The sequence below is a fragment of the Acinetobacter sp. TY2 genome (genome assembly GCF_046269225.1).
Classification (GTDB): Bacteria; Pseudomonadota; Gammaproteobacteria; order Pseudomonadales; family Moraxellaceae; genus Acinetobacter.
On record NZ_JBJZOR010000003.1, the window covers coordinates 90,358 to 115,131 of the forward strand.

General features: G+C 35.2%; 21 protein-coding genes. 12 read left to right on the plus strand and 9 right to left on the minus strand.

Annotated elements, in window-relative coordinates:
* Positions 1–475 precede the first annotated feature (475 nt).
* The 6 genes from ACK1JC_RS02605 to ACK1JC_RS02630 all read left to right on the plus strand — a co-directional run bounded on the left by ACK1JC_RS02605 (position 476) and on the right by ACK1JC_RS02630 (position 8,329).
* Complete coding sequence (locus ACK1JC_RS02605) at positions 476–1,747, plus strand: sensor histidine kinase (RefSeq protein WP_409510295.1); 1,272 nt, start codon at positions 476–478, stop codon at positions 1,745–1,747.
* Between the two features lie 139 nt (positions 1,748–1,886).
* Complete coding sequence (glnE, locus tag ACK1JC_RS02610) at positions 1,887–4,658, plus strand: bifunctional [glutamate--ammonia ligase]-adenylyl-L-tyrosine phosphorylase/[glutamate--ammonia-ligase] adenylyltransferase (protein ID WP_409510296.1); 2,772 nt, start codon at positions 1,887–1,889, stop codon at positions 4,656–4,658.
* 28 nt (positions 4,659–4,686) lie between these two features.
* Positions 4,687–5,613 (plus strand): branched-chain amino acid transaminase, encoded by a 927-nt coding sequence (locus ACK1JC_RS02615; protein ID WP_409510297.1) that lies wholly within the window; start codon positions 4,687–4,689, stop codon positions 5,611–5,613.
* A gap of 76 nt (positions 5,614–5,689) precedes the next feature.
* A complete protein-coding gene (locus tag ACK1JC_RS02620; RefSeq protein ID WP_409510298.1) occupies positions 5,690–6,580 on the plus strand; it encodes an ELM1/GtrOC1 family putative glycosyltransferase in 891 nt (296 codons plus the stop codon).
* A 12-nt stretch (positions 6,581–6,592) separates the two neighbouring features.
* Positions 6,593–7,399 carry a polysaccharide deacetylase family protein gene (locus tag ACK1JC_RS02625; RefSeq protein ID WP_409510299.1) on the plus strand — a complete coding sequence of 269 codons (807 nt, stop codon included), beginning with the start codon at positions 6,593–6,595 and terminating at the stop codon, positions 7,397–7,399.
* An 81-nt stretch (positions 7,400–7,480) separates the two neighbouring features.
* Positions 7,481–8,329 carry a family 6 glucosyltransferase gene (locus ACK1JC_RS02630; protein WP_409510300.1) on the plus strand — a complete coding sequence of 283 codons (849 nt, stop codon included), beginning with the start codon at positions 7,481–7,483 and terminating at the stop codon, positions 8,327–8,329.
* 65 nt (positions 8,330–8,394) lie between these two features.
* Here the strand turns inward: ACK1JC_RS02630 and ACK1JC_RS02635 are convergent, their stop codons facing one another.
* From ACK1JC_RS02635 to ACK1JC_RS02645, 3 genes are read right to left on the minus strand one after another with little or no spacing between them, the layout of a single operon-like run.
* Positions 8,395–9,252, minus strand: a complete 858-nt coding sequence (locus ACK1JC_RS02635) for a glycosyltransferase family 32 protein (RefSeq protein ID WP_409510392.1) — start codon at positions 9,250–9,252, stop codon at positions 8,395–8,397.
* Positions 9,227–10,162, minus strand: a complete 936-nt coding sequence (locus tag ACK1JC_RS02640; RefSeq protein WP_409510301.1) for a glycosyltransferase family 2 protein — start codon at positions 10,160–10,162, stop codon at positions 9,227–9,229. Before ACK1JC_RS02640 ends, ACK1JC_RS02635 begins: the two co-directional genes overlap by 26 nt.
* Positions 10,163–10,166: 4 nt before the next feature.
* Positions 10,167–10,850 carry a hypothetical protein gene (locus tag ACK1JC_RS02645; protein WP_409510302.1) on the minus strand — a complete coding sequence of 228 codons (684 nt, stop codon included), beginning with the start codon at positions 10,848–10,850 and terminating at the stop codon, positions 10,167–10,169.
* 143 nt (positions 10,851–10,993) lie between these two features.
* Between ACK1JC_RS02645 and ACK1JC_RS02650 the strand changes: the two genes are divergently transcribed.
* The 4 genes from ACK1JC_RS02650 (at position 10,994) to ACK1JC_RS02665 (ending at position 14,687) form a co-directional block, all read left to right on the plus strand.
* Positions 10,994–11,767, plus strand: a complete 774-nt coding sequence (locus ACK1JC_RS02650) for a glycosyltransferase family 25 protein (protein ID WP_409510303.1) — start codon at positions 10,994–10,996, stop codon at positions 11,765–11,767.
* Between the two features lie 9 nt (positions 11,768–11,776).
* Positions 11,777–12,778, plus strand: a complete 1,002-nt coding sequence (locus tag ACK1JC_RS02655; protein ID WP_409510304.1) for a capsular polysaccharide synthesis protein — start codon at positions 11,777–11,779, stop codon at positions 12,776–12,778.
* A 92-nt stretch (positions 12,779–12,870) separates the two neighbouring features.
* The gene (locus tag ACK1JC_RS02660; RefSeq protein WP_409510305.1) at positions 12,871–13,836 is read left to right on the plus strand and encodes a glycosyltransferase; all 966 of its coding nucleotides are present in this window, start codon (positions 12,871–12,873) and stop codon (positions 13,834–13,836) included.
* A 74-nt stretch (positions 13,837–13,910) separates the two neighbouring features.
* Positions 13,911–14,687, plus strand: a complete 777-nt coding sequence (locus ACK1JC_RS02665; RefSeq protein ID WP_409510306.1) for a glycosyltransferase family 25 protein — start codon at positions 13,911–13,913, stop codon at positions 14,685–14,687.
* A 62-nt stretch (positions 14,688–14,749) separates the two neighbouring features.
* On the opposite strand, the gene ACK1JC_RS02670 is transcribed toward ACK1JC_RS02665, so the two are convergent.
* From ACK1JC_RS02670 to ACK1JC_RS02690, 5 genes are all read right to left on the minus strand, one after another.
* On the minus strand, positions 14,750–16,030 hold the full coding sequence (locus ACK1JC_RS02670; protein ID WP_409510307.1) for an O-antigen ligase family protein: 1,281 nt from the start codon (positions 16,028–16,030) through the stop codon (positions 14,750–14,752).
* 84 nt (positions 16,031–16,114) lie between these two features.
* Entirely contained in the window at positions 16,115–16,333 is a 219-nt protein-coding gene (locus tag ACK1JC_RS02675) for a hypothetical protein (protein WP_409510308.1), read from the minus strand.
* Between the two features lie 123 nt (positions 16,334–16,456).
* Positions 16,457–17,326 carry a lysophospholipid acyltransferase family protein gene (locus ACK1JC_RS02680; protein ID WP_409510309.1) on the minus strand — a complete coding sequence of 290 codons (870 nt, stop codon included), beginning with the start codon at positions 17,324–17,326 and terminating at the stop codon, positions 16,457–16,459.
* Positions 17,327–17,616: 290 nt separating this feature from the next.
* Positions 17,617–19,401: an aspartate--tRNA ligase gene (aspS, locus tag ACK1JC_RS02685; protein WP_409510310.1), complete on the minus strand. Its 1,785-nt coding sequence runs from the start codon at positions 19,399–19,401 to the stop codon at positions 17,617–17,619.
* A gap of 184 nt (positions 19,402–19,585) precedes the next feature.
* Positions 19,586–20,353: a DUF4184 family protein gene (locus tag ACK1JC_RS02690; protein WP_409510311.1), complete on the minus strand. Its 768-nt coding sequence runs from the start codon at positions 20,351–20,353 to the stop codon at positions 19,586–19,588.
* Between the two features lie 131 nt (positions 20,354–20,484).
* Here ACK1JC_RS02690 and znuD point away from each other — a divergent pair, with 131 nt between their 5' ends.
* Both znuD and ACK1JC_RS02700 read left to right on the plus strand, forming a co-directional pair.
* A complete protein-coding gene (gene znuD / locus ACK1JC_RS02695; RefSeq protein ID WP_409510312.1) occupies positions 20,485–22,578 on the plus strand; it encodes a zinc piracy TonB-dependent receptor ZnuD in 2,094 nt (697 codons plus the stop codon).
* An 83-nt stretch (positions 22,579–22,661) separates the two neighbouring features.
* Positions 22,662–24,125, plus strand: a complete 1,464-nt coding sequence (locus ACK1JC_RS02700; protein WP_409510313.1) for a phospholipase D family protein — start codon at positions 22,662–22,664, stop codon at positions 24,123–24,125.
* A gap of 81 nt (positions 24,126–24,206) precedes the next feature.
* On the opposite strand, the gene ACK1JC_RS02705 is transcribed toward ACK1JC_RS02700, so the two are convergent.
* Positions 24,207–24,659, minus strand: a complete 453-nt coding sequence (locus tag ACK1JC_RS02705) for a hypothetical protein (RefSeq protein ID WP_409510314.1) — start codon at positions 24,657–24,659, stop codon at positions 24,207–24,209.
* Between the last annotated feature and the right edge of the window lie 115 nt (positions 24,660–24,774).

Below are 24,774 nucleotides of genomic sequence, written 5' to 3' on the forward strand. Positions count from 1 at the left end.
ATCACTATAATAGTAGTAGTGGGAGTACTATTGTTATTTCGTAGATTGATAAACCAATTTTTTAGGACATGTTGGGTATCATAAAAATAAATCATCTATAGCCAAATTCTTTGCCTATTTATCTGCGATAAGTACTCAATAGCCTCTCAAAGAGCTCTTGAGTTATAAGTTGTATTCACTTATTAAATAAGCGTTTTTATGTCTTAATATAAACATCACATCTGTATAAAATTACTATGTATTGAATTAAGTTTTCTATATTTAAAAAATTATAATGCTTATTTTCATAAATATTTTTATAAATTTTACGAATAACAAAATAATTTGTGGTGTTCATCAGCTTTTTTATGATATTTGTTAAATAATTAGTCGTTATATGTTAAAACATGCTGTAAAGTTATGTAAGTAAAGTAAAGAAACTGTAAAAGATTCAAACGTTCAATAATAATTCAAAGGTCAGTCTAAGTGAGGGCGTATGCAACTACATTTACTGGAAATAGGTGAGGCAGATCTTTTGAGTGCATGCCCAGTTGCATTGTTGTTAGGCGTTTTTACTGAAGATAATAACCTTGAGCGTTTTTTGCGTATTTCTCGAAAGATGTTAAATACGAAATATGCCATTTTAGCATTTGAAGATGAACCCTATGTTTGGTATTCAGATTCAAATGGTTTTAAAGCCTTTCATGCCAACCCCAATGCACAATTACATTCTTATTTCGATAGTGCTACGTTGATTGATTGTCATCATCATAATTATGCTTCATTTTCGCAACATATCCATGACTTGGGTGCAGAGCATCAGCGGATTGTTGGTTTTGATTTAAGCCCTAAGTTGAAAGGATCCTTAGGGAAGGTCGTTTATTTTGATGATGAAAATATTGAGTTCGATACGGAAAGTGTTGCCTTAGTTGAAGATTTATCTGATGGCTTGATGAAGTGTTTAGAAATGAGCGTGGAAGCTTCAGAATTTAAAGAACTCTATGAACAACAAGCGGCGTTAAATCTAAGTAAAACTAAATTTTTTCAGATTATAGCACATGATTTGAGAGCACCTTTTCATGGTTTGCTTGGTTTCTCTGAAGTATTGGCGCAAGAGCGTGATACCTTGGATGAAGCAGGTGTACAAGATATTGCAGAATTTTTGCATGATACGGTACAGTCTACCTATAGTTTACTTGAAAGCTTATTAAATTGGGCAATGGCAGAGGGTGGGAACTTTGTTTATCATCCAATCAACTTTAAACTCAATCAGTTGGTTGATATCGTTTATGATGTTTTAAAAAGTTTCGCATATAAGAAAAATATTGAACTTAGTCACCATGTTCCTGCTGATTTGGCGGTATATGCTGATATGAATATGATGACGTCTGTCGTGCAAAATCTTGTTGCGAATGCATTAAAATTTACTCATATGGACGGTTCGGGTAAGGTAAGTATTCATGCACAACGTGTTGAAAATGGCATTGAGTTAAAAGTAACAGATTCGGGTTTGGGAATGTCAGCAACTCAGTTGGAGCATATTTTTGAACCACAAATCAAATTTAGCTTGAAGGGTACTAATGGTGAAGCAGGTACGGGTTTAGGACTTGTGCTGTGTAAGCGATTTATTGCTTTAAATCATGGTGAAATTTACGTGACTTCTAAAGAAGGCATAGGTACTGTTTTTAGCATAATTTTACCAGCAGCGGTCAATGAACATCAAACATTAGTCAAGGCTGAGGTGCATGAGCATCATTCCGTAGGTTAGTTATTTCTGCATTTTTTATGATTTAACATTCAGGAATTTTAGGGATGTATTTCATTAGCATATTTGTGCAATAAAAATAAAAAGAATATAGCGAAAATTGCCCCAATATTCACAGCAACTGATATAAATAACACTTCAATTGAAAGTACAGGTTTTTCAGATGAATACTGCACAATTGCAAAAAACATTACGTGCCAGTCAATATGCCGAACAAATATTAAATTTACATCAAAATACACTTGAGCAGGATGCTGCAGTACATCCTTTTGATCAGTCGCTTTCAACTGAAAAAATTCAATTATTGATACAACAAAGCCTTGTAGGACTTCAAGATGAAGCACAGTGGATGCAAGCACTTCGAGTATTACGTGCACGTTTAATGTTTCGTTGGATTTGGCAAGATGCCAATCAACAGACGGATGTGGTGACCTTAACTCGTGAGCTTTCAGATTTTGCCGATGCGTGTATTGTCGCAGCGAAAGAATTTGCACTTATTCCATTATTGGCAAAACATGGAGAGCCCATTGGTTATAGTGGAAAAGTACAAGATTTAATAGTTATTGCGATGGGGAAACTCGGTGCACAAGAACTTAATTTATCGAGTGATATTGACCTGATTTTTGCCTTTGATGAGCAGGGAGAAACCAATGGTCGAAAATGTATAGATGTACAGCAGTTTTGTATTTTGTGGGGGCAGAAGCTAATTTACTTGCTTGACCACATTACGGCGGATGGTTTTGTTTTTCGAGTAGATATGCGTCTGCGTCCATGGGGCGATGGTTCAGCATTGGCGATCAGTCATGTCGCTTTGGAAAAATACCTCAGCCAGCATGGACGTGAATGGGAACGCTACGCGTGGATTAAAGCTCGTATTATTACGGGGGGCGCTGAGGGCGATGATTTATTGGAAATGACTCGTCCATTTGTATTTCGTAAATATGTCGATTACACCGCTTTTGAAGCCATGCGTGAAATGAAAGCGATGATTGAGCGAGAGGTTTCTCGTCGAAATATTGCTGATGATATTAAGCTCGGCGCAGGTGGAATTCGTGAAGTTGAGTTTATTGTCCAAGTTTTTCAATTGATTTATGGTGGATCAAAATTAGAACTACAAGATCGTCAATGCTTGGTTAGCTTGAAACATTTGGGTGAAGTCGGCTTACTTGATGCTCAGGCAGTCATTGACTTAGAAGATGCTTATCTATTCTTACGTCGCGTAGAACATGCTATTCAAGCCCTTAATGATCAACAAACACAGTCTTTACCGACAGAAGATGATTTGCGCCAACGTCTGACAGATACTTTGGGTTTTGAAGATTGGGATACATTTATTGCTTTTTTAAATGAAAAACGTGGCAAAGTCATTTATCAGTTTGAGCATTTAATTAAAGAAAAAGGCTGTGAAACAACGGTTGAAAATTCAACTCAGCTTGAAAATCGTTTAGAGGCTATATTGGATGCGAATGCTAAAAATCTCATTCATGAATTCTGGTATGGGCATGCGATTAAAAAACTGCCTGCCAAAGCGGTACAGCGTTTAAAAGAGTTTTGGCCTTATCTAATTGAAGCAATTTTACAGTCTGACAAACCACAAATTGCATTGATGCGTTTAATGCCTTTAGTGGAATCGGTTATGCGCCGCACTGTTTATTTGGTCATGTTAATTGAGAGTAAAGGGGCATTACAGCGACTTGTCAAAATGGCAACGGTAAGTCCTTGGATTTGTGAGGAACTTACGCATTATCCAGTATTACTTGATGAATTTTTGTCGATGGATTTTGAGTTGCCACAACGACGTTATTTAGAAGACTCTCTACGCCAACAACTCCTTCGCATTGAAATTGATCAAGTTGAAGATCAGATGCGTGTTTTAAGACTATTTAAAAAATCTAATGTCTTAACAGTCGCTGCAAGTGATGTTTTGGCTGAAAGCCCACTGATGAAAGTATCTGATGCATTGACTGATATTGCTGAAGTTTCAGTGATTGCAGCACTTAATTTAGCTTATCAAACTGTGGCGAAACGTCATGGTTATCCACTAGACGAAAATGGAAGACGTTGTTCCCTTGATCACTTAGCTTTTGTAGTAGCAGGCTATGGCAAGTTGGGTGGTATTGAATTGGGTTATGGTTCAGATTTGGATTTGGTCTTTATCCATGCCATGGATGAGCAAGCCGATACAGATGGCACTAAAGTCATTAGCGGTTTTGAGTTTGCTATGCGTGTGGCACAAAAATTTATGTCACTGATGACCACGCAAACGCTAGATGGTCGTGTTTATGAAATTGATACACGATTACGTCCGTCAGGTGAAGCAGGCTTACTTGTCACAAGTTTGAAAGCCTTTGAACAATATCAACTTAAAAGTGCATGGGTATGGGAGCATCAAGCTTTGGTACGTGCTCGTTCAATTGCAGGTGAATTATCGTTAAGAGAAAAGTTCGAACAATTACGTTGCCGTATTTTGACTTTACCTCGTGATGAAGAAAATGTTCGAGTCGAAGTACTGAACATGCGCCAGAAAATGAAAGACCATCTTGGTTCATCAAAAGAGCAGAAAAAAGATGGTATTTTTCATTTAAAACAGGATGCAGGTGGTATCGTTGACATTGAATTTATGGCACAGTACATGGTGTTAGCCTGGAGTGGGACGAATCAAGATCTCGCCCATTATTCCGACAATGTAAGAATCCTAGAAGATGCTGGCAAGGCCGGTTGCTTACCAAGCAGCGACGTTACAGCACTGATTCAAGCCTATTTGAGTGAACGCGCCGAGAGCCATCGTCTAGCACTTGCAAATCATAATATGCAAGTGAGTGCAGCCGACTGGCACGATACCCGAGAGGTCGTTTGTAAATTGTGGCAAAGACTAATTGATCCAACTGCGACATTCGCATTGGAAAGTGAATAATTGTGTAAAAAAATTTGGAGTGTGTGGCATGAACTTGGCTGATCGTGATGGTTTTATTTGGCAAAATGGACAAATGGTTGATTGGCGTGAAGCAAAAACTCACGTCTTAACACATACTTTACACTATAGTATGGGTGTGTTTGAGGGTGTCCGAGCTTATGAAACTCCGAATGGAACAGCGATTTTCCGTTTAAAAGAACACACTAAGCGTCTATTAAATTCTGCAAAAATTTATCAAATGAAAGTTCCGTATGATCAAGCGACATTGGAACAAGCTCAAATTGATGTTGTTCGTGAAAATAAATTAGCATCTTGCTATTTGCGTCCAATCATTTTCATTGGTTCTGAAAAATTGGGTATCGCTGCAACAGATAATACAATTCATGCAGTTGTTGCTGCTTGGAGCTGGGGTGCTTATCTTGGTGAAGAAGCAATGGCGAAGGGGATTCGTGTAAAAACGTCTTCATTTACCCATCATCATCCAAATGTGACCATGTGTAAGGCTAAAGCGTCAGGTAACTATACTTTGTCTATTCTTGCACACCAAGAAGTAGCACATTCTGGTTATGACGAAGCAATGTTACTCGATCCACAAGGTTATGTATGTCAAGGTTCGGGCGAAAACGTATTCTTAGTCCGTGATGGCGTGATTCATACGCCTGATGTTGCTGGTGGTGCGCTTGATGGTATTACTCGTCAAACAATTATTACCATTGCTAAAGACTTGGGTTATGAAGTTATTGAGCGTCGTATTACCCGTGACGAATTTTATATTGGTGATGAAGCATTCTTTACGGGTACTGCAGCTGAAGTAACGCCAATTCGTGAATATGATGATCGTCAGATTGGTGAAGGTGTTCGTGGTCCAATTACAACACAAATCCAAAAAGCATATTTTGATGCGGTTCAGGGTAAAGACCCTAAATATGCACACTGGTTAACTTACGTAAAATAAGTTCCTCGGTTAAGATAAAAAGGCGAAACGTGTTTTCGCCTTTTTTTATGAGTCAAACATCAGGAAAGGATCATGCATGCATATTGTCTATGTCAGTGATGGGAAAGCCGGGCACCGTTCACAGGCAGTCGGTTTGTTTAAAGCAATGCAACGCCAATATACTGATGAGGTGACTTTTGAAGAAGTTAATATTCAAGATTTACCGATTTTTTCATTATTAATGGGAATGTTGATTAAATCTTTTCGTGGTTTTTCTAAACAACCCGATTATATTTTTGGTGTGGGCAGTCATACTCAATTACGTGTTGTATTGCTAGGTAAAATTTATCGGCAAGCTAAAACTGTGATTTTGATGAAACCAAATTATCCATTTACTTGGTTTGATCATGTGATTATTCCTGAGCATGATGGTATTGCTGAAAATGGCAACGTGATTTTGACACAAGGGGCTTTAAATCCCATTATCAATGAGCAACGACATGTACCTAATCGAATTTTAATTGCTTTGGGCGGTTCATCTAAACGCCATCAATGGAATGAAGAAAAGGTTCTACATAGCCTGAAAAATCTTGTGGACAATAATCTTCAGGCAGAATTTATTTTAACAACTTCTCGCCGCACACCATCTGAATTTTTGACACACTTAAAACTAGAGAGCTTTGCTGAAAACTTAAATATATTTCCTGTAGAGGAAACACCGCAAGGTTGGATTTTTGAAGAAATGCAAAAAGCTGAAGCCGTTTGGGTGACAGAGGACAGCGTGTCGATGATTTTTGAAGCATTGACAGCGGGTTGTCGGGTCGGTGTGATTGAAATTGATCGTTTAAAGCAAGATCGGATTACCAAGTCGATTGATCAGATGATTGAAAAAAAAGTGATTTCTAAAACAGAAAGTAATGCAGATTTACCACAAGCACAGACTTTTAAAGAAGCAGAGCGTGTGGCAACATATCTTTTAGCAAAATAATGGATTTTCACTGTGATTTATCTACTCATTCTACTATTGGTTTTAATGATTGCATTTAGTGTTAAATATGCATGGTGGAAACCTGCTGTAGATTGGAAGCGACCACGTGTGTTGATGTATCACATGGTGCGTGAGCATATTGATGGTGCAAAATTTAATAAATTACGTGTTCAACCTGCTGCGTTTGAAAAGCAAGTGGCATGGATGAAAGCAGAAGGCTTTCATTTTGTCACCATGCAAGAGTTACAAGACAATTGGGGCAAGCATCCTGAGAAAACAGTTGCGATTACTTTTGATGATGGTTATCTCGATAATTTAGAAAATGCCTATCCAATTTTAGAAAAATATCAGGCAAAAGCAACGATTTATGTTGTCGTTGATCGTCATGATCGTGATTGGTCAACCTATAAAAAAGCCCATCATAACAGCGGTGAATTAGCACGAGAGCCGAAACTTAATGATGAGCAGGTTCATTTTTTAGCTCAAAGTGGCTTTGTTGAAATAGGTTCGCATACATTAACGCACGCTAATTTAGATAAATTATCTGATGCTGAGTGTTTGGTTGAACTGCGTGATTCTAAAGCTCAATTAGAGCAACTTACCCAAAAAACGGTGATGAGTTTTGCTTATCCTTTTGGTATTTATTCGCAACGTGATGTTGAGACCGCAAGGCAAGTTGGCTATAGCAATGCTGTAACGACCAAGGAAGGCATTGATGCTGATTTACCTGATTTTATGCAGTTACAACGTATTAAAATTAGTGGTAAAGATTCAATGTTTGCCGTGAAATTACGTTTAAAGTTGGGTAAACGTAATTAATTGCGGCGAAAATAAATCATAATGATTTTGTATTGAACTGTGTATATTGGCATCCGTTATTGAAACAAAATGGTTATTTATATGAGCAATCAAAAAAGTAAAGTTGCAATTTTATACATTGCAACAGGGCGTTATACTGTTTTCTGGGATTATTTTTATCAATCTGCGGAGCGGAATTTACTCCCTGATTGTGATAAACATTATTTTGTATTTACAGATGATCAGGAATTATTAAATACTTCAGATACGCATAACGTCTCTTATATTTTACAAAATAAATTAGGATGGCCACACGATACATTAATGCGTTTTGATATTTTTTTAGGTATTAAAGATCAATTAGAAACTTTTGATTTTATTTATTTTTTTAATGCAAATACAGAAATATTGTCGCCAATTTATGCTCAAGATCTTTTGCCTCAAGCAGATACGGAGCAATTGGCCTTTGCAATACAGCCCCATGCTTTTCATAAAAATCGAAATAAATATACCTATGACCGAAATGTTTTGTCTAAGGCAAATATCCCTTTAAATCAAGGGAAGTATTATTTTACTGGTGCATTAAATGGTGGTCGGTCACATGCATATTTAGCAATGTGCAAAGAGCTAAGTTTAAATACACATGAAGATTTGAAAAATGATCAAATTGCATTGTGGCATGATGAAAGCCATCTCAATAAATATGCACTCAATCGAAAGGATATTAAAGTTTTACATCCATATTTTACCCGTGGTGAAAAAGAGCCTTGGAAAAAAAATGCTAAAGTGATGTTCTCCGATAAAGGGCATTATCGTTTTGGTGGACATGCATATTTACGTAGTGAAACATCGCAAAAAATGAGTCAGTCAGATTGGGAACAATCAACACATGCCAAACAGAAAGGCTTAAGCTTTAGAATGAAACAATATTTTGCATCCTTATGGATGTGAGGTGGATAGATTAGAATGGGCTAAAGTGTATTGGGTAATATTTTTTAGCTCATTAATAAATCATATTATTTTTTAGCGAATACTTTTTTGGGATGTAGAATATACAACCATAAAAGATATAAAAAATAATCGAAATGATTTAATTGAATCACAGGTGTGATTTGTAGGCTGTAGTGATTTTTATTAACGACTGACGTATCTGTATTGATATAAATCAAACCGAATTGTGAAGCAAAGCGTTCATAACGGTAGGGATATTTATTTTGTTGAATAACCGATTCAATCGCTAATGAATAGGGAACTGGACCAGTTGTATTAAGTACACCTTTGCGACCAACATGATATTTCATTGGCGTATAGTGCTTTATTCGATAGATAACTTGATCAATTACAGCTTTTAAAAAGGGTGAGTTTGGCTTACAAATAATATTCCATTGTTGATATTCACCATGTTTTAAATGCTTTAAATGTTTATTAATACCGTAGCCTTGGTATTTTTGACCTTGTTCATTTTCCCAACCACAGATAACTAATTCATCTTGATCAGTTAATATTTCATTAAATGGCTTGGAACAAGAGCTTTTTAAATCGAGATATACACCACCTTCTTTATACATGAGTAAATATCTAAAAAAGTCAGAACGTGCAGCAGGATATTCCTTTTGAATAGACTGATAGATCGTCAGCATTTCTACATCATAATGTCGAGAAATATAGTCGACCATTATGGTTTCATCATAAAGATGATATTCCCAATCTAAATTTCTCTGACGCAGTTCAGCAATCGATTGCTTAATATTGTCAGGAATATTTGCTTCACCTTGTAAATAAATTTGATGAATGATTTTGGGAATAGCCATAAAAAGCCTTTCTTTACAGATGAAAGAGATTAAAAAATTAAATAATAGGTCGTCTAACTTGATCTAATTTTGAAAAATAAGTTTTCAGTTCATTGCTACGACTCGCCCACCATTTTTCAGGATTTCTTTTTGCAAGAATATAAAATAAAAACTCTTTGATACTTTTTTGATTACGAGATTTTAGACTTTTCCAATAGGTTGAAAGAGCTTTTTTCTTTAGTAAATTTTGCTGAGTTTGATCTAATTCATGATCGTTTAAAAAATCATAAATGGTAAAAAACATATCATGATGTTGTTGGTTTAGATTTTGAGAAAGACGATTATTCCCACGTTTTGTTTTGGTTTCTGCAACATCTAAAATGACAAAAACAGTTGGTGTTTTTGTGAAAAGTAGCTTTTTTGCAACAGCACCTAGCTGTAAAGCGAGTGATTCATCTTGGATGAATAACGATGCATTACATCCATTGGATTGTAACCATACTTCACGACTGCACATTACACACATTTCCATAATGTTATGTTGGATCATGTAGGTAAGTGGATTTTCTATAATTTGAGTATCCATTTTAGGATGTTGTTGCATTCCGGCTAAATCATAAATTTTTACTTTATTGCCATAAAACAAATCACAACTAGATTGTGTCATTAAATCTAAAATTTGCATTAAGCGATTGGGTGCAAGGACATCATCGGCATCCATAAAAAATAAATAATCGCCTTGAGCTGTATTTGCCCCTTGATTTAAACGGTTTGCAGGGCCTTTATTGTCTAAATTACGAATGATTTTAACTTTAGAATAGTGTTGCTCTAAATAGTTTGAATACTCAATCCACTGTGGATCGGTAGATGCATCATCAACTACGATAATTTCAAGTAATTCAACTAAATCAGGTTGTAAAGAATCAATGGTTCTCTTGAGCAAAGGACCTTTATTGAAATGAGTCAGAATGACGGAGATACATGGTGTATTCATGATGTCAGTTCACCTGTTTATATTTTAAGGTTTTGTTGAGCCATAAGAAGAACGTGTTTAAATGGCCTGTAAAACTATTTGTCGCGAGAAATTGAACTTGTACAAACTCAATATTATATTTTCTGCAAAAAAACATACGGTGATGTCCTTGATGCAATTTATCTTTTACACCCAGTCCACGACATAACATAATTGCCATAGGATGATTTTTATCATAGCCATGATCACGAAAGGATTGATCAATTTTATTGAAACGGTCTTGGCGTTGATCTTTTGGAACACCCCATTTGTTACGTTCGCTATAATTGTATGCAGTTTCTTCAGTCTTTAAATTGCGTTCTAAGTGGTTGTCAATGATATCGCTGAGGCGAATTTCATAACTTTGGAAAGAGGCATCTTGGTATTTTTTACGAATAGGTTTCAGCAGTCCTAAAACAGACAATTGAGGTGCACGTTGTTCAAAGACAATCCGAGTTGGATAATGGCTGAGCCCTTGTTTTTGAGCTTCGAGTAAAATATCTCGACCACAACCCAGTAGATCTGGGATATTTTTACTTTCTTTCCCGATCAATAGAATGACAGGATCATGATAAATGTATGCAGATGGAGCTAAAGTTGCATCATTTAAGGCGAGCAATTCTTCAATTTTAATGTGATAAATATCCGAAGAAAAACCGAGTTGACTCATACCTAATCATTAAATCTATTAAAACAAGAATCATAGACGTGTTGACCTAAAAAATCTATGTATCCTTAACAATATGAATGGTATTTAGATGATCGAAATAGTATAAAATTTTACTTTATTTAAAGATGTTCCTGAGTTCGCCGGTGAAAAAGTATTTAATCAGTATTGAAAAAGAAGGTAGCCCTCGTTTGGCGGGATTTTTTGCTCAATCAACATTTGCTCAATATCAAACTGAATTTAAAAAAATTGGTGTGCGTGGTGCAGACTTACCAACAGCAGAATATTTTAAATTGGCAGTGGCTGGGCGTAAAAAAGCATTAAGCCCTGCTGAGTTAGGATGTACTTTATCTCATGTGACAGCATTTAACGATTTTTTAGCTTCAGATGAACAATATGCATGTATTTTTGAAGACGATGCGGTTTGCCTTGATGATTTTGATCTAAATACTTTAGAAACTCAGGTGCAGGCATTGAATTTACCTGCTGAATTTTTATTAAGTATGGGTGGAATTCAGCTTAGAAGTAGTCATCGTGTGCGAGGTCATTTTTTAGATCAAAAAATCAATAATCGCTCAGTCTTAAAGTTACACCCCATTTATTTTGGGCGTTTATTTTATACCTATGCTTATATGATTGATCGGAAAATGGCGGAACTTTTACTGAGATATCATGAAATGCCAAAAGGCTGTGATCATTGGTCGCAATTACGAGATTACGATCCTAATTGCCAACTTTATGCGACATTTTTATTCAATCATCCTGAGTTGGGTGAAGAAATGGTTGGGCAAAGTTATATAGAGCAAGAACGGAAATTATTGAAAAATCATGGTGAGGCTAAAAAATCATTTTTTACTCGATTCAAAATTTCATTGTTAAAACGCATTTATAAATATGCATTAAATCGTTATAAAGTTTAAGTAATTGATATGAAAAATGATTTAATTAACCTGTTTTCAACAGATGAAGAGCAAACACGGAAACTTAAAAAGTGGCATAAACAGCCATGGCGTACTTATTATTCTTTGTTTGTTTCAAAAGAAAAACGCAAGCAACAAAAGTTACAAGCCAATTTATTACAAAAAAAACATGTCGCAAAACTGTGGAATATTTTCTTAGAACAGTATTTTCAAAACAAACTTGAATACTTTCAATTAAAGCCTAAAAAAGAATTGTTGAATCAAAAAATTATTTGGCAATATTGGGGGCAGGGATTAGAACAGGAAAAATTACCTGATTTAGTTAAGCTTTGTTTCGCATCTGTTGATGAGTATAAAGCAGATTATCAGGTGATTCGTTTAGATGAACACACTATACGAGAGTATCTAGATTTACCTGATTTTGTTTGGGAAAAAAAGAAAAATCCACAGTTTAAGCCAGCATTTTTTGCAGATTTACTTCGTTTGGCTTTGCTTGATGTTTATGGTGGAGTTTGGATTGATGCTACAATTTTACTCACTGCACCGATAGAGCAAAAACTTTTAAGCCAAGATTTTTTTATGTTTCATAGAGATGAAACAGTACAAAATAAAGAATTTTGGCAAGAGTTCAATCAGGATTATTTTGGTTGGAATGATGAACATTATGTAAATGTTTTAAATAGTTTTATTGTTTCAAAATGCAGGAATAATATTGTTCATATTTGTTTGGATGTGATGCTAAATTATTGGAAAACTCAAAATAATATTCCACATTATTTCTTCTTTCAAATCATGTTTAATGAATTGATGAATCACTATTTGACTACGGAAAGTATGCAAATTTTGGATGATACGAAGGTTCATCTTTTGCAAATAATACAAAATGATCGCTTTAATCAGGAGCAATATGATTTAATTTTAAAACAAATGGGTATTCATAAATTGAATTATGTCAAATTATTGCAACAGAAATCTTATTATGAGCACTTGTTATCTATTTATAAGATATAGATATAATGTATCGTGATATAATAGGGAAATCTTAATCTTTTGCGTATATCTTTGCGATTTAGTCTTGAATGGAGATTTTGAGTCTATATTTTATGATGATGAAAAAACCACTTGTATCCATTATAACTCCTTGTTTTAACAGTCATTCAACAATTATTGAAACAATAAGGAGTGTAAAAAATCAGTCATATCAAAATATTGAGCATATCGTTATTGATGATGGCTCGACAGAGCCAATTAAAAATGTAATTCAAACTTATTTATCGAATATTATTTTTTTACAACAAGATAATATGGGGGTTTCCGCAGCTCGGAATAATGCTGTAAAGCATGCTCAAGGTGAAATTTTAGTTTTTTTAGATGCAGATGACTTAATTGATTCTACATATATAGAGAAAGTTGTACAGTCCTTTGAACTTCAGCCAAATATAGCAATGGTCGCTTGCTATGTATCCGAGATAGGACGTTCAAAAAATAAAATTAAAATTAAACCTTTTTGCCAAGAATCATTTTATTATCACAACAACTTATTTCCGTCTATTATTGCAGTTTCAAAAGTATTGTTTGAAAAAGTTCAAGGCTATAATGAAAATTTAAAAGTGTGTGAGGATTGGGATTTATATTTACGTATTTCTCAAATGAATGCAAAAGTTCATGTGATTCCTGAGTACTTATTTTTTTATCGAAAACATAAAGATCTTTCAAGCTTAACGGATTTGATGGGTCGAGATAAAGATACGGTTCATAAAGCATATTATTCTTTATATCAAACACATCAAGATTTTTATGATCAAAAACTACTTTCGCCCCTAAATGTGGCTTATTTGAAAATTAAATCAGATAAAAGAGTTAATAAAGTATTTAAAGTTTTGAAATTTGTGTTGCTATTGTTGTTATTTTTGAGCTGTACTCTACTTGGAATAAATGATTTAAATATGGTTAATTTAACGTTTAATATTTTAATTATTCTGACTTTGTTATTGCTATTTATTTTTATTGTGCGCGCTGAAAATAAGTTGAAAAAATTTGATCTTAAAAATATCCCTCATATTGATTAAATTGGAATATTGGGGATTTTTTTATTTATTGAGAAATTGGATCTCATTTAATTATTTAGCATTTAGGTAAAGTCTTGAAAAAGTATTTAATTAGTATAGAGCAAGCTGGTAGCCCTCGTTTAGAGGCTTTTTTTAACAATGTAACCTTTCAAAAGTATCAACAAGAGTTCCAAAAATTTGGTGTCATTGGTGCAAACTTATCAACAAAACAATATTTTCATTATGCTGTTGCAGGTAAGCAAAGACCTTTAAGTCCAGCAGAGCTGGGGTGTACGCTCTCACATGTACAGGCTCTACAAGACTTTTTATCCTCAGATGAAAAGTATGCATGTATTTTTGAAGATGATGCGATAAGTATTCTCGACTTTGATTTAAATGATCTAGAGCAAGAGGTTGGAGCTCTAAATTTAAAAGATACTTTTTATTTGAGTTTAGGTGGTATTCAGCTTAAGGTGAATCAAAAAGTAAGAGGTCATTTTTTAACAGGGACACTCAAGAATAAAAAAGTTTTGCATGTTAATTTATTATATATCCGTCGTTTTTCCTATGCATATGCTTATGTTATTGATCGTAAAATGGCTGAAGTATTTTTGAAGTATCATGAGTCACCAAAAGTGTATGATCATTGGGGGGAATTATATGATGAAAATAGCCATATTCATTTTTATGCAACACATTTATTTGATCATCCTGAATTAGATGAATGTGCAGCGGGGCAAAGTTATCTTGAGTTAGAAAGACAAACTTTACAATATAAGAATAAGAAAGGGAAAAAGAAAAATATTTGGGAGCGCTTAAAAATTTCTTTAATTAAGCGAATCTATAAAATGACGCTAAAAAAGTATAATTAAATTTCAAATAATCAATTGAGCTCAATAAATAGTGATCAATTTGATATTTATTGAGCTCATCATTATTGAGATTGTAAATGTGAATTTCTAATATGAAGTTTTTCGATAATGATAAAACTCATCAATGTTGCAACTACTAAAAAATAAATGAAAGTTGTAGAGAGAAAAAATAAATAATATTCAGTTAGTCCACAAACAGCATAGAAAAAAGTAAAAACACTTCCAGAGATAGCAAGCATTTTAATTTTTTCATTGGCGCAGAATATATCTTTTAAAAAGAAAAAGAAGGGAATTAACAAGGTTACAAGTAATCCAAGTAGCCCTAATATGCCATGTGCTGCTAACTCATTAAAATAAATGCTATGAAGGTGTTGATAACATTCAGGAATCTTGCCTTGTTTCGCTAATTTACAATTATTAGCTTCAATTCCATATAAACTTATACCCAGTATAGGTTTTGTCTTAAATAATTCTATGCCACTTTTCCATAAGACTAAACGTGTGCCTGTACTATTTTGATAACTTTGGTTTTTGATTAAAGCAGTATCATTATTTAAGTCCGAAATTCGATTTTTTAGGGGAGAGTTAGCGAGTGAAATATTGATAACAATAAACATTAGTACAGCAGCTAAAAAAATGAAACATTTTTTGGATTGTTGTTTAAAATAGAGTAAAAATATAAAGCTATAAATAAAAGGTAAAGCTAACCATGTACCTCGTGTACCATGTAAAATGAGTGTGAACATAGAGAGTAAACTCAATGCTAAAAATAAATATGAAGACTTACTTTTTAAATAAAATGAATAGCATAGAGTTAAGATGCTTAATGATATTAAAGTAATATCATAGCTAATAATCGGATTGAAAAATTGAGATAAATCTCCTCGATTAAAATCAAGTAAAATATTAAAATAGGAAACATAGAAAAATGTAATACAACAAACAATCAATAAAATATTATAGAATATTTTTGGCGTAAATTTATTGTAATAAAATACTGTAGGAAGTGTAATAAATGCTATAAACCAAAAATATTGATCTATTAGTCGTTTATAAGTTTTTAGGTAACCTTGGTTCGGAATATTTTCAAAACGATCTAATACATAATAACTCAGTGTGCAGGTCAAAAGACTGATGCTACAAAATATAATAAGAGAGATATTAGGTTTTATGAATTGCTTGTTCTTTAAATGATAGAAATAAAAAAGTACAAAAATAATTGAAATATACCAAAGACGGAATTTTTCATTCAAAATATAATAAATAAATAAAGCTAAAAATAGAACTGAAATAAATAGACTAGACTTTGCTTTAGTCAAAGTTTCTAATTCAATTTTTAGCATAAAAAACACCTAGAGTTAATCTTTAGGGATTGCTCTGATTACGTATCAATTTAAATGTATTGGAATAAAATTTAGATGATTAGATTAGTGATTATCCGCATTACCTTTCAACACAAGGTAAATTAAAGCGGTAATAATCAGGAATCCTGCTAAAAAACTGCTTGTACTGAAATATACAATACGTTGATAGGTATCTAAGTTAAACAGTTGATGATTTAAAATGTAGCGCATAAAACCCCATTGTGCGACTGAGAACACAATAAGAATAATGGTATGACGAAGAACAGCAGGGCGCATAGCCATCAGGTTTTACCTCAAAGATTGATCACGTTATTATGCCATTTTTGCGAATTAATCTCAATTGAATACGAAATCAAGCAAATATATAAAAATAGCGAAGTCATTGATCAATTCGCAGTTAAAAAATTATTTTCTGTATATATTGATGTCGTCTGAGGTTTTACGAAAACGTTTATATGACCAAATATATTGCTCAGGGGCAATATCAATCATTTTTTGTATTTCAGCATTAAGTGTATCGACAGAAAGTTGTAAATCTTTAGATAAAATATCTTCTGATAAAGGGTGGCAGATAACCGAAAAATGTTGAGAGTTGCGAGTATCGCGAATACAACTTAAACCAATGACATGACATTGCGTTTTACTTGCGAGTTTAGAAACAAGTGTACTTGAAAGGGCATGTTGTCCATAAAAATTAGAGAAAATCCCACCTGATGGTTTTGGGACATGATCAGGTAAAATGACGGTAAGCCCACCTTGTTTCAAGTGTTTAAAAATAGCCCGAATACCTGTTTCATCCGTCGGGACAAGCGTAGCGTTAAATTTTTCTCGAGCTTCTAAAACGTAACGATTTGCACCTTTGACTTTATTGGGTTTATACATGATAACAGGAGCTGCATATACATTGATCCATGCATTAAGTAATTCCCAACTGCCCAAATGGGGTACAACAACAATCACACCTTTTTGATTGGCAAGGGCATCAGTAAAAAAATGCTCGCCTTGAACATTTTTGAGTAAACTTAAACTATATTCGGGTGACATTCCCCAACATTTAATAAACTCCACATAAGTCAGGCATTGGCTTCGAATACTTTTTTTAACTAAATCGGCATGATCTTCAGCAGATAATTCAGGATAAGCAATTTTAAGATTAATAGATGTAACACGCTTCATGGATGAATTGAAGCTGCTGAGAATGAGAGATACAAAACTTGCGATAAGCTGTAAAAATGATAAAGGAAGTAATGCGATCATTTTTAAAAGAATGTACATAAGAATTGAGTTCAGCCGAATGATAGGTATAGGTGTGCTAAGATTTTGAAAATTAGAGTAGGTAGAATATCTTATTTTCGAGTATGGTGATCATATATGAAGTGCTTTGTGAAAGCTTTATTAAAAAGCATCAAGTGATCAATAATATAAAAATAGTCAAAGACTTATCTGTGTCTAAGCGTGAAAAATATCATCAATTGAAATAATTATTGTATATAAATCATATAGGAAAGTACTAACAATATAAAAAACCCTGCATTTAAGCAGGGTTTTTATATCAGAGGCTAAAATTATTTAACTTCTTCAGCTTTTGGTTTTTCACGTAAGCGAATACCTAAGTCACGCAATTGATTTGGTTCAACTGGTGCAGGTGCTTGAGTCAATGGACATTCAGCAGTTTTGGTTTTTGGGAATGCAATCACGTCACGGATTGAAGATGCACCCGTCATTAACATGACCAAACGATCAAGACCGAATGCCAAACCACCATGCGGAGGCGCACCGAATTTCAATGCATTCAACAAGAAGCTGAATTTTTCTTCCGCTTCTTCTTCATTAATACCTAAAGCTTCAAAAATAGCTTTTTGCATTTCTAGGTTGAAAATACGGAGTGAGCCACCGCCAACTTCAGTACCGTTCAAGACCATGTCATAAGCGACTGAAAGCGCAGCACCAGGATTATTCTTTACTTCTTCAACGCTTGATTTTGGTAGCGTGAATGGATGATGAACAGATGTCCATTTGCCATCGTCAGTTTCTTCGAACATTGGGAAGTCAACCACCCAAAGCGGTGCCCATTCACACGTTGAAAGTTTCATGTCGTGACCGACTTTGATACGTAAAGCACCCATTGCATCATTTACAACTTTTGCTTTGTCCGCACCAAAGAATACGATATCGCCATTTTCAGCACCAACACGTTTTAATAAATCAAGTACGATTGGTTCGATAAATTTAACGATTGGAGATTGAAGACCTTCAATACCTTTTTCAAGTTCATTGACTTTAATATAAGCCAGACCTTTCGCACCGTAGATACCGACAAATTTAGTATATTCATCAATTTGGCTACGTGGAAGCGCGCCAGCACCTGGTACGCGAAGCGCAACAATACGACCTTTAGGATCTTTAGCAGGGCCTGCGAATACTTTGAACTCAACGTCTTGCATCATGTCTGCAACGTCAACTAACTTCAAAGGAATACGCATATCTGGTTTGTCAGATGCATAGTCACGCATTGCATCGTTATACGTCATGCGAGGGAATTTATCGAACTCAACGTTAAGAAGTTCTTTGAACATCTTCACGGTTAAAGTTTCCATCAAATCCATAATGTCATCGTCACTCATGAACGATGTTTCAACGTCGATTTGGGTAAATTCTGGCTGACGATCCGCACGTAAATCTTCGTCACGGAAACATTTAGCGATTTGGTAATAACGATCAATACCGCCAACCATCAACAACTGTTTGAATAATTGTGGTGATTGTGGAAGTGCATAGAAGCTACCGTTAGATACACGACTTGGTACTAAATAGTCGCGTGCACCTTCAGGAGTAGCACGCGTCAAAATTGGTGTTTCAACGTCTAAGAAACCATTGTCTTCGAAATAGTTACGAATAAGATTAGTTAATTTAGAACGGAAACGTAAGCGATCTAACATTTCAGGACGGCGAATATCAAGGAAACGATATTTCAAACGTACTTCTTCTGAAATGTTGGTGTTTTCATCATTCAAAGGGAATGGCGGAGTTTCAGAAGCAGCAAGTACTTCAATGTCTTTGCCTAATACTTCAATTTGACCGCTAGTAATATTTGCATTTTCTGTGCCTTCGTAACGACGACGTACACGGCCTGTAATTTTTAATACGAATTCTGAACGTGATTTATCTGCAGTTGCAAATGCTTCTGGGGTATCTGGATCGATAACCACTTGAACAAGACCGTCACGGTCACGCATGTCAAGGAAGATTACACCACCGTGGTCACGGCGACGATGTACCCAACCGCATAATGTTACAGTTTGGTCAATTTGGGCTTCGGTTAAAGAACCGCAGTAATGAGTTCGCATCATAGCGTTAAAAATCCAACTATATGGGTTAAGGAAGCGAATACGTAAACAGCGTATCGCCTTTAAAATGTAATGTCAGATTATGCATCTTTGAGCGTTCAGGCTCAAGGATAAGATCGAAAAACAACGGAATTTAACATTTATATGCTTTGAATCAGATCAGTATTTTGCTTCGTTTTAAAATAAATTATTCTTTAAAAAATTGTTTTCGATCAAGCCATAGAAATACAATACAACCTAAAGTGAAACAGAATAGTGAACCACGAGCAAAACCATTGAGAAAAAAGCCGATCAAAGTGTATAAATCTGCACTGTGTGGATTAAATCCTGTATATTTTGCACGTAAAATATAGGTTGCAGAACCTGCGAAAAAAGAGAATAAAAAGAGAATAAAAGCAAAGTTAAACACTTTTTTCGATGTGATGTTGGGTTGTCTAAAATTAGAATAATAATGTAGTGACATCCATAATAAAAAAGGCAAAGCGATAATTGATGTACCGATTTGTAGAACACGATGCATTGGGTAAATGTGTCCCATGATCGGAACTTCACGAGCTAAAAATGCATGAAAAGCAAAGGTTCTGAAGTCTAAATGGGTTAAACCATCCCAAATAATATGTGTGGCTGTGCCGAGTAAAATCGCCAAAATCATGCCGCATAAAAACTTAAATAAAGTCATGGCTGAATGAATATTCAGTGGAGCATGTATCCCAACTAACTTAAAAAGCATTGGGCGATAGAGGCAATACCATAAAAAACAAAACAGTAATCCAACCCATAAATCAGGATGAACCAAACCTTGCCATTGGTGATTTAAATGGATTTCTTTTTGTACTAAAATTCTATAAAAATCAGGCGTCATTGTACCGATTGCTAATGCACCGATGGGTAGACGATTACCTGTCAGTTTAGAAAGAGGCGGAGCAAGTACAGCATGTGAAAAAGTAAAAGGCATTGATGTCTATCGTTACAGCATGATTTTGAATTGATTTTATACAAAATTAAAATTAACACTGTTTTTTATTGCAAATAAAGTGAAATGTTATAATATAACATTTTAAAAATACTGAGCTATGAGAGCCTTGTATGTCATTTTCTAAAAGTGCCTTGACACTTTCGATCACCACAATTTTAGCTTCAACTACGTCTACACTTCTTTGGGCAGATGAAGAAATACCATCTTCTCAGTCAATAAATAAGCTTGAGAGTATCACCATAACTGCGCATCCCCTTGATCAGACCGATGTCGATTTTGGCGTAGCGGATCAAAATATTTCACGTGAAAAACTACAAGAAAGCGGTACAACGTTAGGTGAAGCACTGAAAAATGAACTGGGGATTCATTCAAATAGTTTTGGCTCAGGTTCAAGCCGTCCTGTCATACGTGGGCAAGAAGGTGCACGTGTTAAAGTTACGCAAAATGCCACAGAAACGATGGATGTTTCAAGTTTATCGCCTGATCATGCAGTGACTATAGATCCGCAACTGGCGCAAAAAATTGAAGTGATTCGTGGACCATCGACTTTGCTTTATGGCGCAGGTTCAGTCGGTGGTTTGGTTAATGTAACTGATACGAAAATTCCAACACAGATGCCTGAAAATGGTTATGAAGGCAATGTTGGATTACGTTACAACAGTGGCAATGATGAAAAAATGACTCATGCAGGCACTACCGTTGGCTTAGGTTCAAACGTGGCTTTACGTTTAGAAGGCTTAAAACGTGATGCCAATGATTATATAACACCGAATTATTTCCATGATCATGACGGTGAGTTAGAAAAAGAAAAACGTGTAGGCAATACTTTCTCAGAGTCTGAAAACGTCAATGTTGGATTGTCATGGATTGGTGAACGTGGCTTTGCAGGTGTGTCTTATAGTAACCGTCAAGACAAATATGGCTTACCAGGGCATAGCCATGAATACGAGTCTTGTCATCCTCATGGTGATCACTTGCACTGTGGTGGTGATGATCATTCAGGACATGATCACTCTGGGCATGACCATAATGAAGATCATGCACATGAAAATGGCCCATGGATTGATATGAAAACAGAACGTTATGATTTCCGCTCAGAGTTGAATGAACCTTTTGCAGGTTTTAAAAAGTTACGTGCTCAAGCAAGTTATACCGACTATCAACATGATGAAATTGAAGGTAGCGAAGCAATGACAACCTTTAAAAGTAAAGGTTATGAAGGGCGTATCGAGTTAGTCCACAATCCTCTTGCGAAATGGGAAGGCGTTTGGGGTATTCAAGCGAGTCAGCAAAAACTTGATGTCACAGGTGAAGAGGCAACACTTGCACCGAATGAAACACAAAAATACAGTCTGTTTGGTGTAGAGCATCGTCAATTTGGTGATTTCCATGTGGAATTAGGTACACGTTTGGATCATCAAATAGTAGATGTAGACTCTGAACAAAAAGACTTTGATGGCAATGCTTTTTCGTATTCAGGTGCGGTAAATTGGGACTTTAAACCGAACTATAAATTATCATTGCTTGGTTCTCATCAAGAGCGTTTACCGTTGGCGCAAGAGTTGTATGCCCATGGTGGACATTTTGCTACCAACACTTATGAGCTTGGCAATGATGGCCTAGACAATGAAAAATCCAATAATGTTGAATTAGGCTTACATTATGACGATGATAAACTCAGTTATCATGTTCATCTTTATCACAATTGGTTTGATAACTATATTTATGCAAAAACATTAGATCAGTATGAAAACTTCCGCTTGATCGAATATAGCCAAGACAAAGCAAAATTCTACGGTACAGAAGCTGAAGTAGCTTATCAATTCAACGATATTTATAAAACAAGTCTTTTTGGCGATTATGTTCGTGGAAAAATTGATAGTGATAATGCACCGCGTGTACCTGCAGGACGCTTAGGTACACGGATCAATGCAGATTTTGATGATCACTGGTCAGGTTCAGCAGAGTATTCGCATGTGTTTAATCAAGATAAATTTGCCGCTTATGAACATGAAACCCAAGGCTATAATATGGTCAATATTGGATTGGCCTATAAGTATCCATTGGCAGATCGACAAGAAGCCAAAGTCTTTTTTAATGCCAATAATTTACTTGATGAACAAGTCTATGAGCACAGTTCATTTTTGTCCAATATTCCGCAAATGGGACGTAATTTTGTCATTGGTGTAGATTATAAGTTCTAATTATTAGGATTTTTTCACCAAATCATCATTGAAAAATAAAGCAATTGGACCTAGTCTGCTATTAACAGATTAGGTTTTTTTCTATGCGTATCTTTAATAAAATTCAGCATAAACTGAATTGGTCAAAACGACGTTATGTCGGTGTGTTATTAGGCTTTTTTGCATTTGGTTATTTGGCGTCAGCTGTTTATCACACAGTTAAACCAATGCCTGAGGGGCTTAATTTCACAGGACCATTACGTCATGCCAATGTACAGTTTCTGGTAGATCAGACGTATATCGATATGCAAGGAAAACAACAGATTGATCAACAGATTTTTGATCAGGTATTACAACTGATTAAAGAAGCTAAAAGCACGATTGTGATTGATATGTTTTTATTTAATAAAGAAGTGGGTAATTCTAAAATTCCACAACGAGAACTGACAGAGCAACTTACACAAGCTCTAATTAATCAGAAAGTAGTCAATCCAACGCTTGAAATAAAATTTATAACAGATCCAATCAATTCCGTATATGGCGGGATTCTGCCTGAGCAATATCGTCAATTACGTCAGGGTGGCATTGATGTGATTGAAACCAATTTGACGCCATTACGTGCATCTAATCCTACGTGGTCAGGGCTGTGGTATTTGTGCTGTCAAGACTTAGGCAATAATCCTGAAAAAGGTTGGTTAAATAATCCTTTTGGTAAAGAGCCAATCACGCTTCGAAGTTATTTCAATTTATTCAATTTTAAAGCTAATCATCGTAAAACCATTGTTGTTGATGCCGATGCAGGATGGAAAACCATAGTAACCTCAGCCAATCCACATGATGGTAGTTCACGCCATTCTAATGTTGCTTTAATGGTGACAGGTGCTATTGCAACAGATGTACTTAAATCTGAACAACCCGTTGCGATGCTATCAGGTGGTACGACACCATTTGTTGCTATAGGGAACATGGAGGGTGTTAAGACTGATCCACAGGTTCAAGTATTGACTGAAAAAGCCATCTATGAAGCCATTTTAAAAATGCTGAGTACGGTAAAATCGGGCGATAAGATTGATTTAGCGATGTTTTATTTATCGGAACGTCAGATTATTAAAGGGTTAATTTCTGCCAAAGAAAAAGGTGCTCAGGTTCGAGTGCTACTTGATCCAAATAAAGATGCATTTGGTCGGCAAAAAAATGGCATTCCTAACCGTCAAGTGGCTTCGGAGTTACATGAAGCTGGTGTCGATGTGCGTTGGTGCAATACGCAAGGCGAGCAATGTCACAGTAAGATGATTGTGAAACGTAATGCACAATCGGCTGAGTTAATTTTAGGTTCAGCCAACTTTACCGCACGGAATTTGAAAAATTATAATTTAGAAACTGATTTACGTGTCCTGGGGCAACCACAACAGCAAGTTTTTGTTGATGCCGAACAATATTTTAATACCGCATGGTCGAACTTAAATGGTCGTCAGATGAGCATAGAGTATTCAAAATTTGCAGATGAATCTACGTTTAAGTATGGCGTGTATAGATTTATGGAATGGAGTGGTTTGTCGACGTTTTAATGACTTTACCCTAATCCTCTCCTATAAGGAGAGGGAAAATACCTTCTCTAGCAGAGAAGATTGGGATTAGGGCTTTTAAAATTAATGATGAGGATTTGGTGGAACTACTGCATCCAAATCCTTATCGGTCATTTTATCGAGTTCATGTAAGTCTGTTTTTATTTTCCATTGATCAATATTTTCAACAGGTTTTGGCAGACGAGCTTCAAGCCAATCACAGACCACATCAGGTGGAAAGTCGACATGATTACACTGAATGACCCACGCTAAAAATTGCTTTGCTTCACCGTTCATATATGGAGGAGGGGAAACAGGTAAAAATTGAGTCGGTAGGCGTTCATTCTTTGAAATGTAATTTAAGACATGACCGAGTTCTTGAACGGTTTGCCATGCAAGCGGATGATCGATATTGATCTGAAATTTAAACCACCACGCCTGTTTGCCATCTGAACCATAGCTATCAATAAATGCTTCCTGCACACTTGGAACTTTGCAAAAAAATTGATGAAGACGGTCAAAATTCAGTTCAGCCACAGTACAGCATCCATCCAATTAAAAAATATATATTAGCAGAAAGACAGCTTATTTAATCTGACCTAAGTATGACAAATTTGAGTAGTGCTATAATTTGTATATTATTTATTCATTA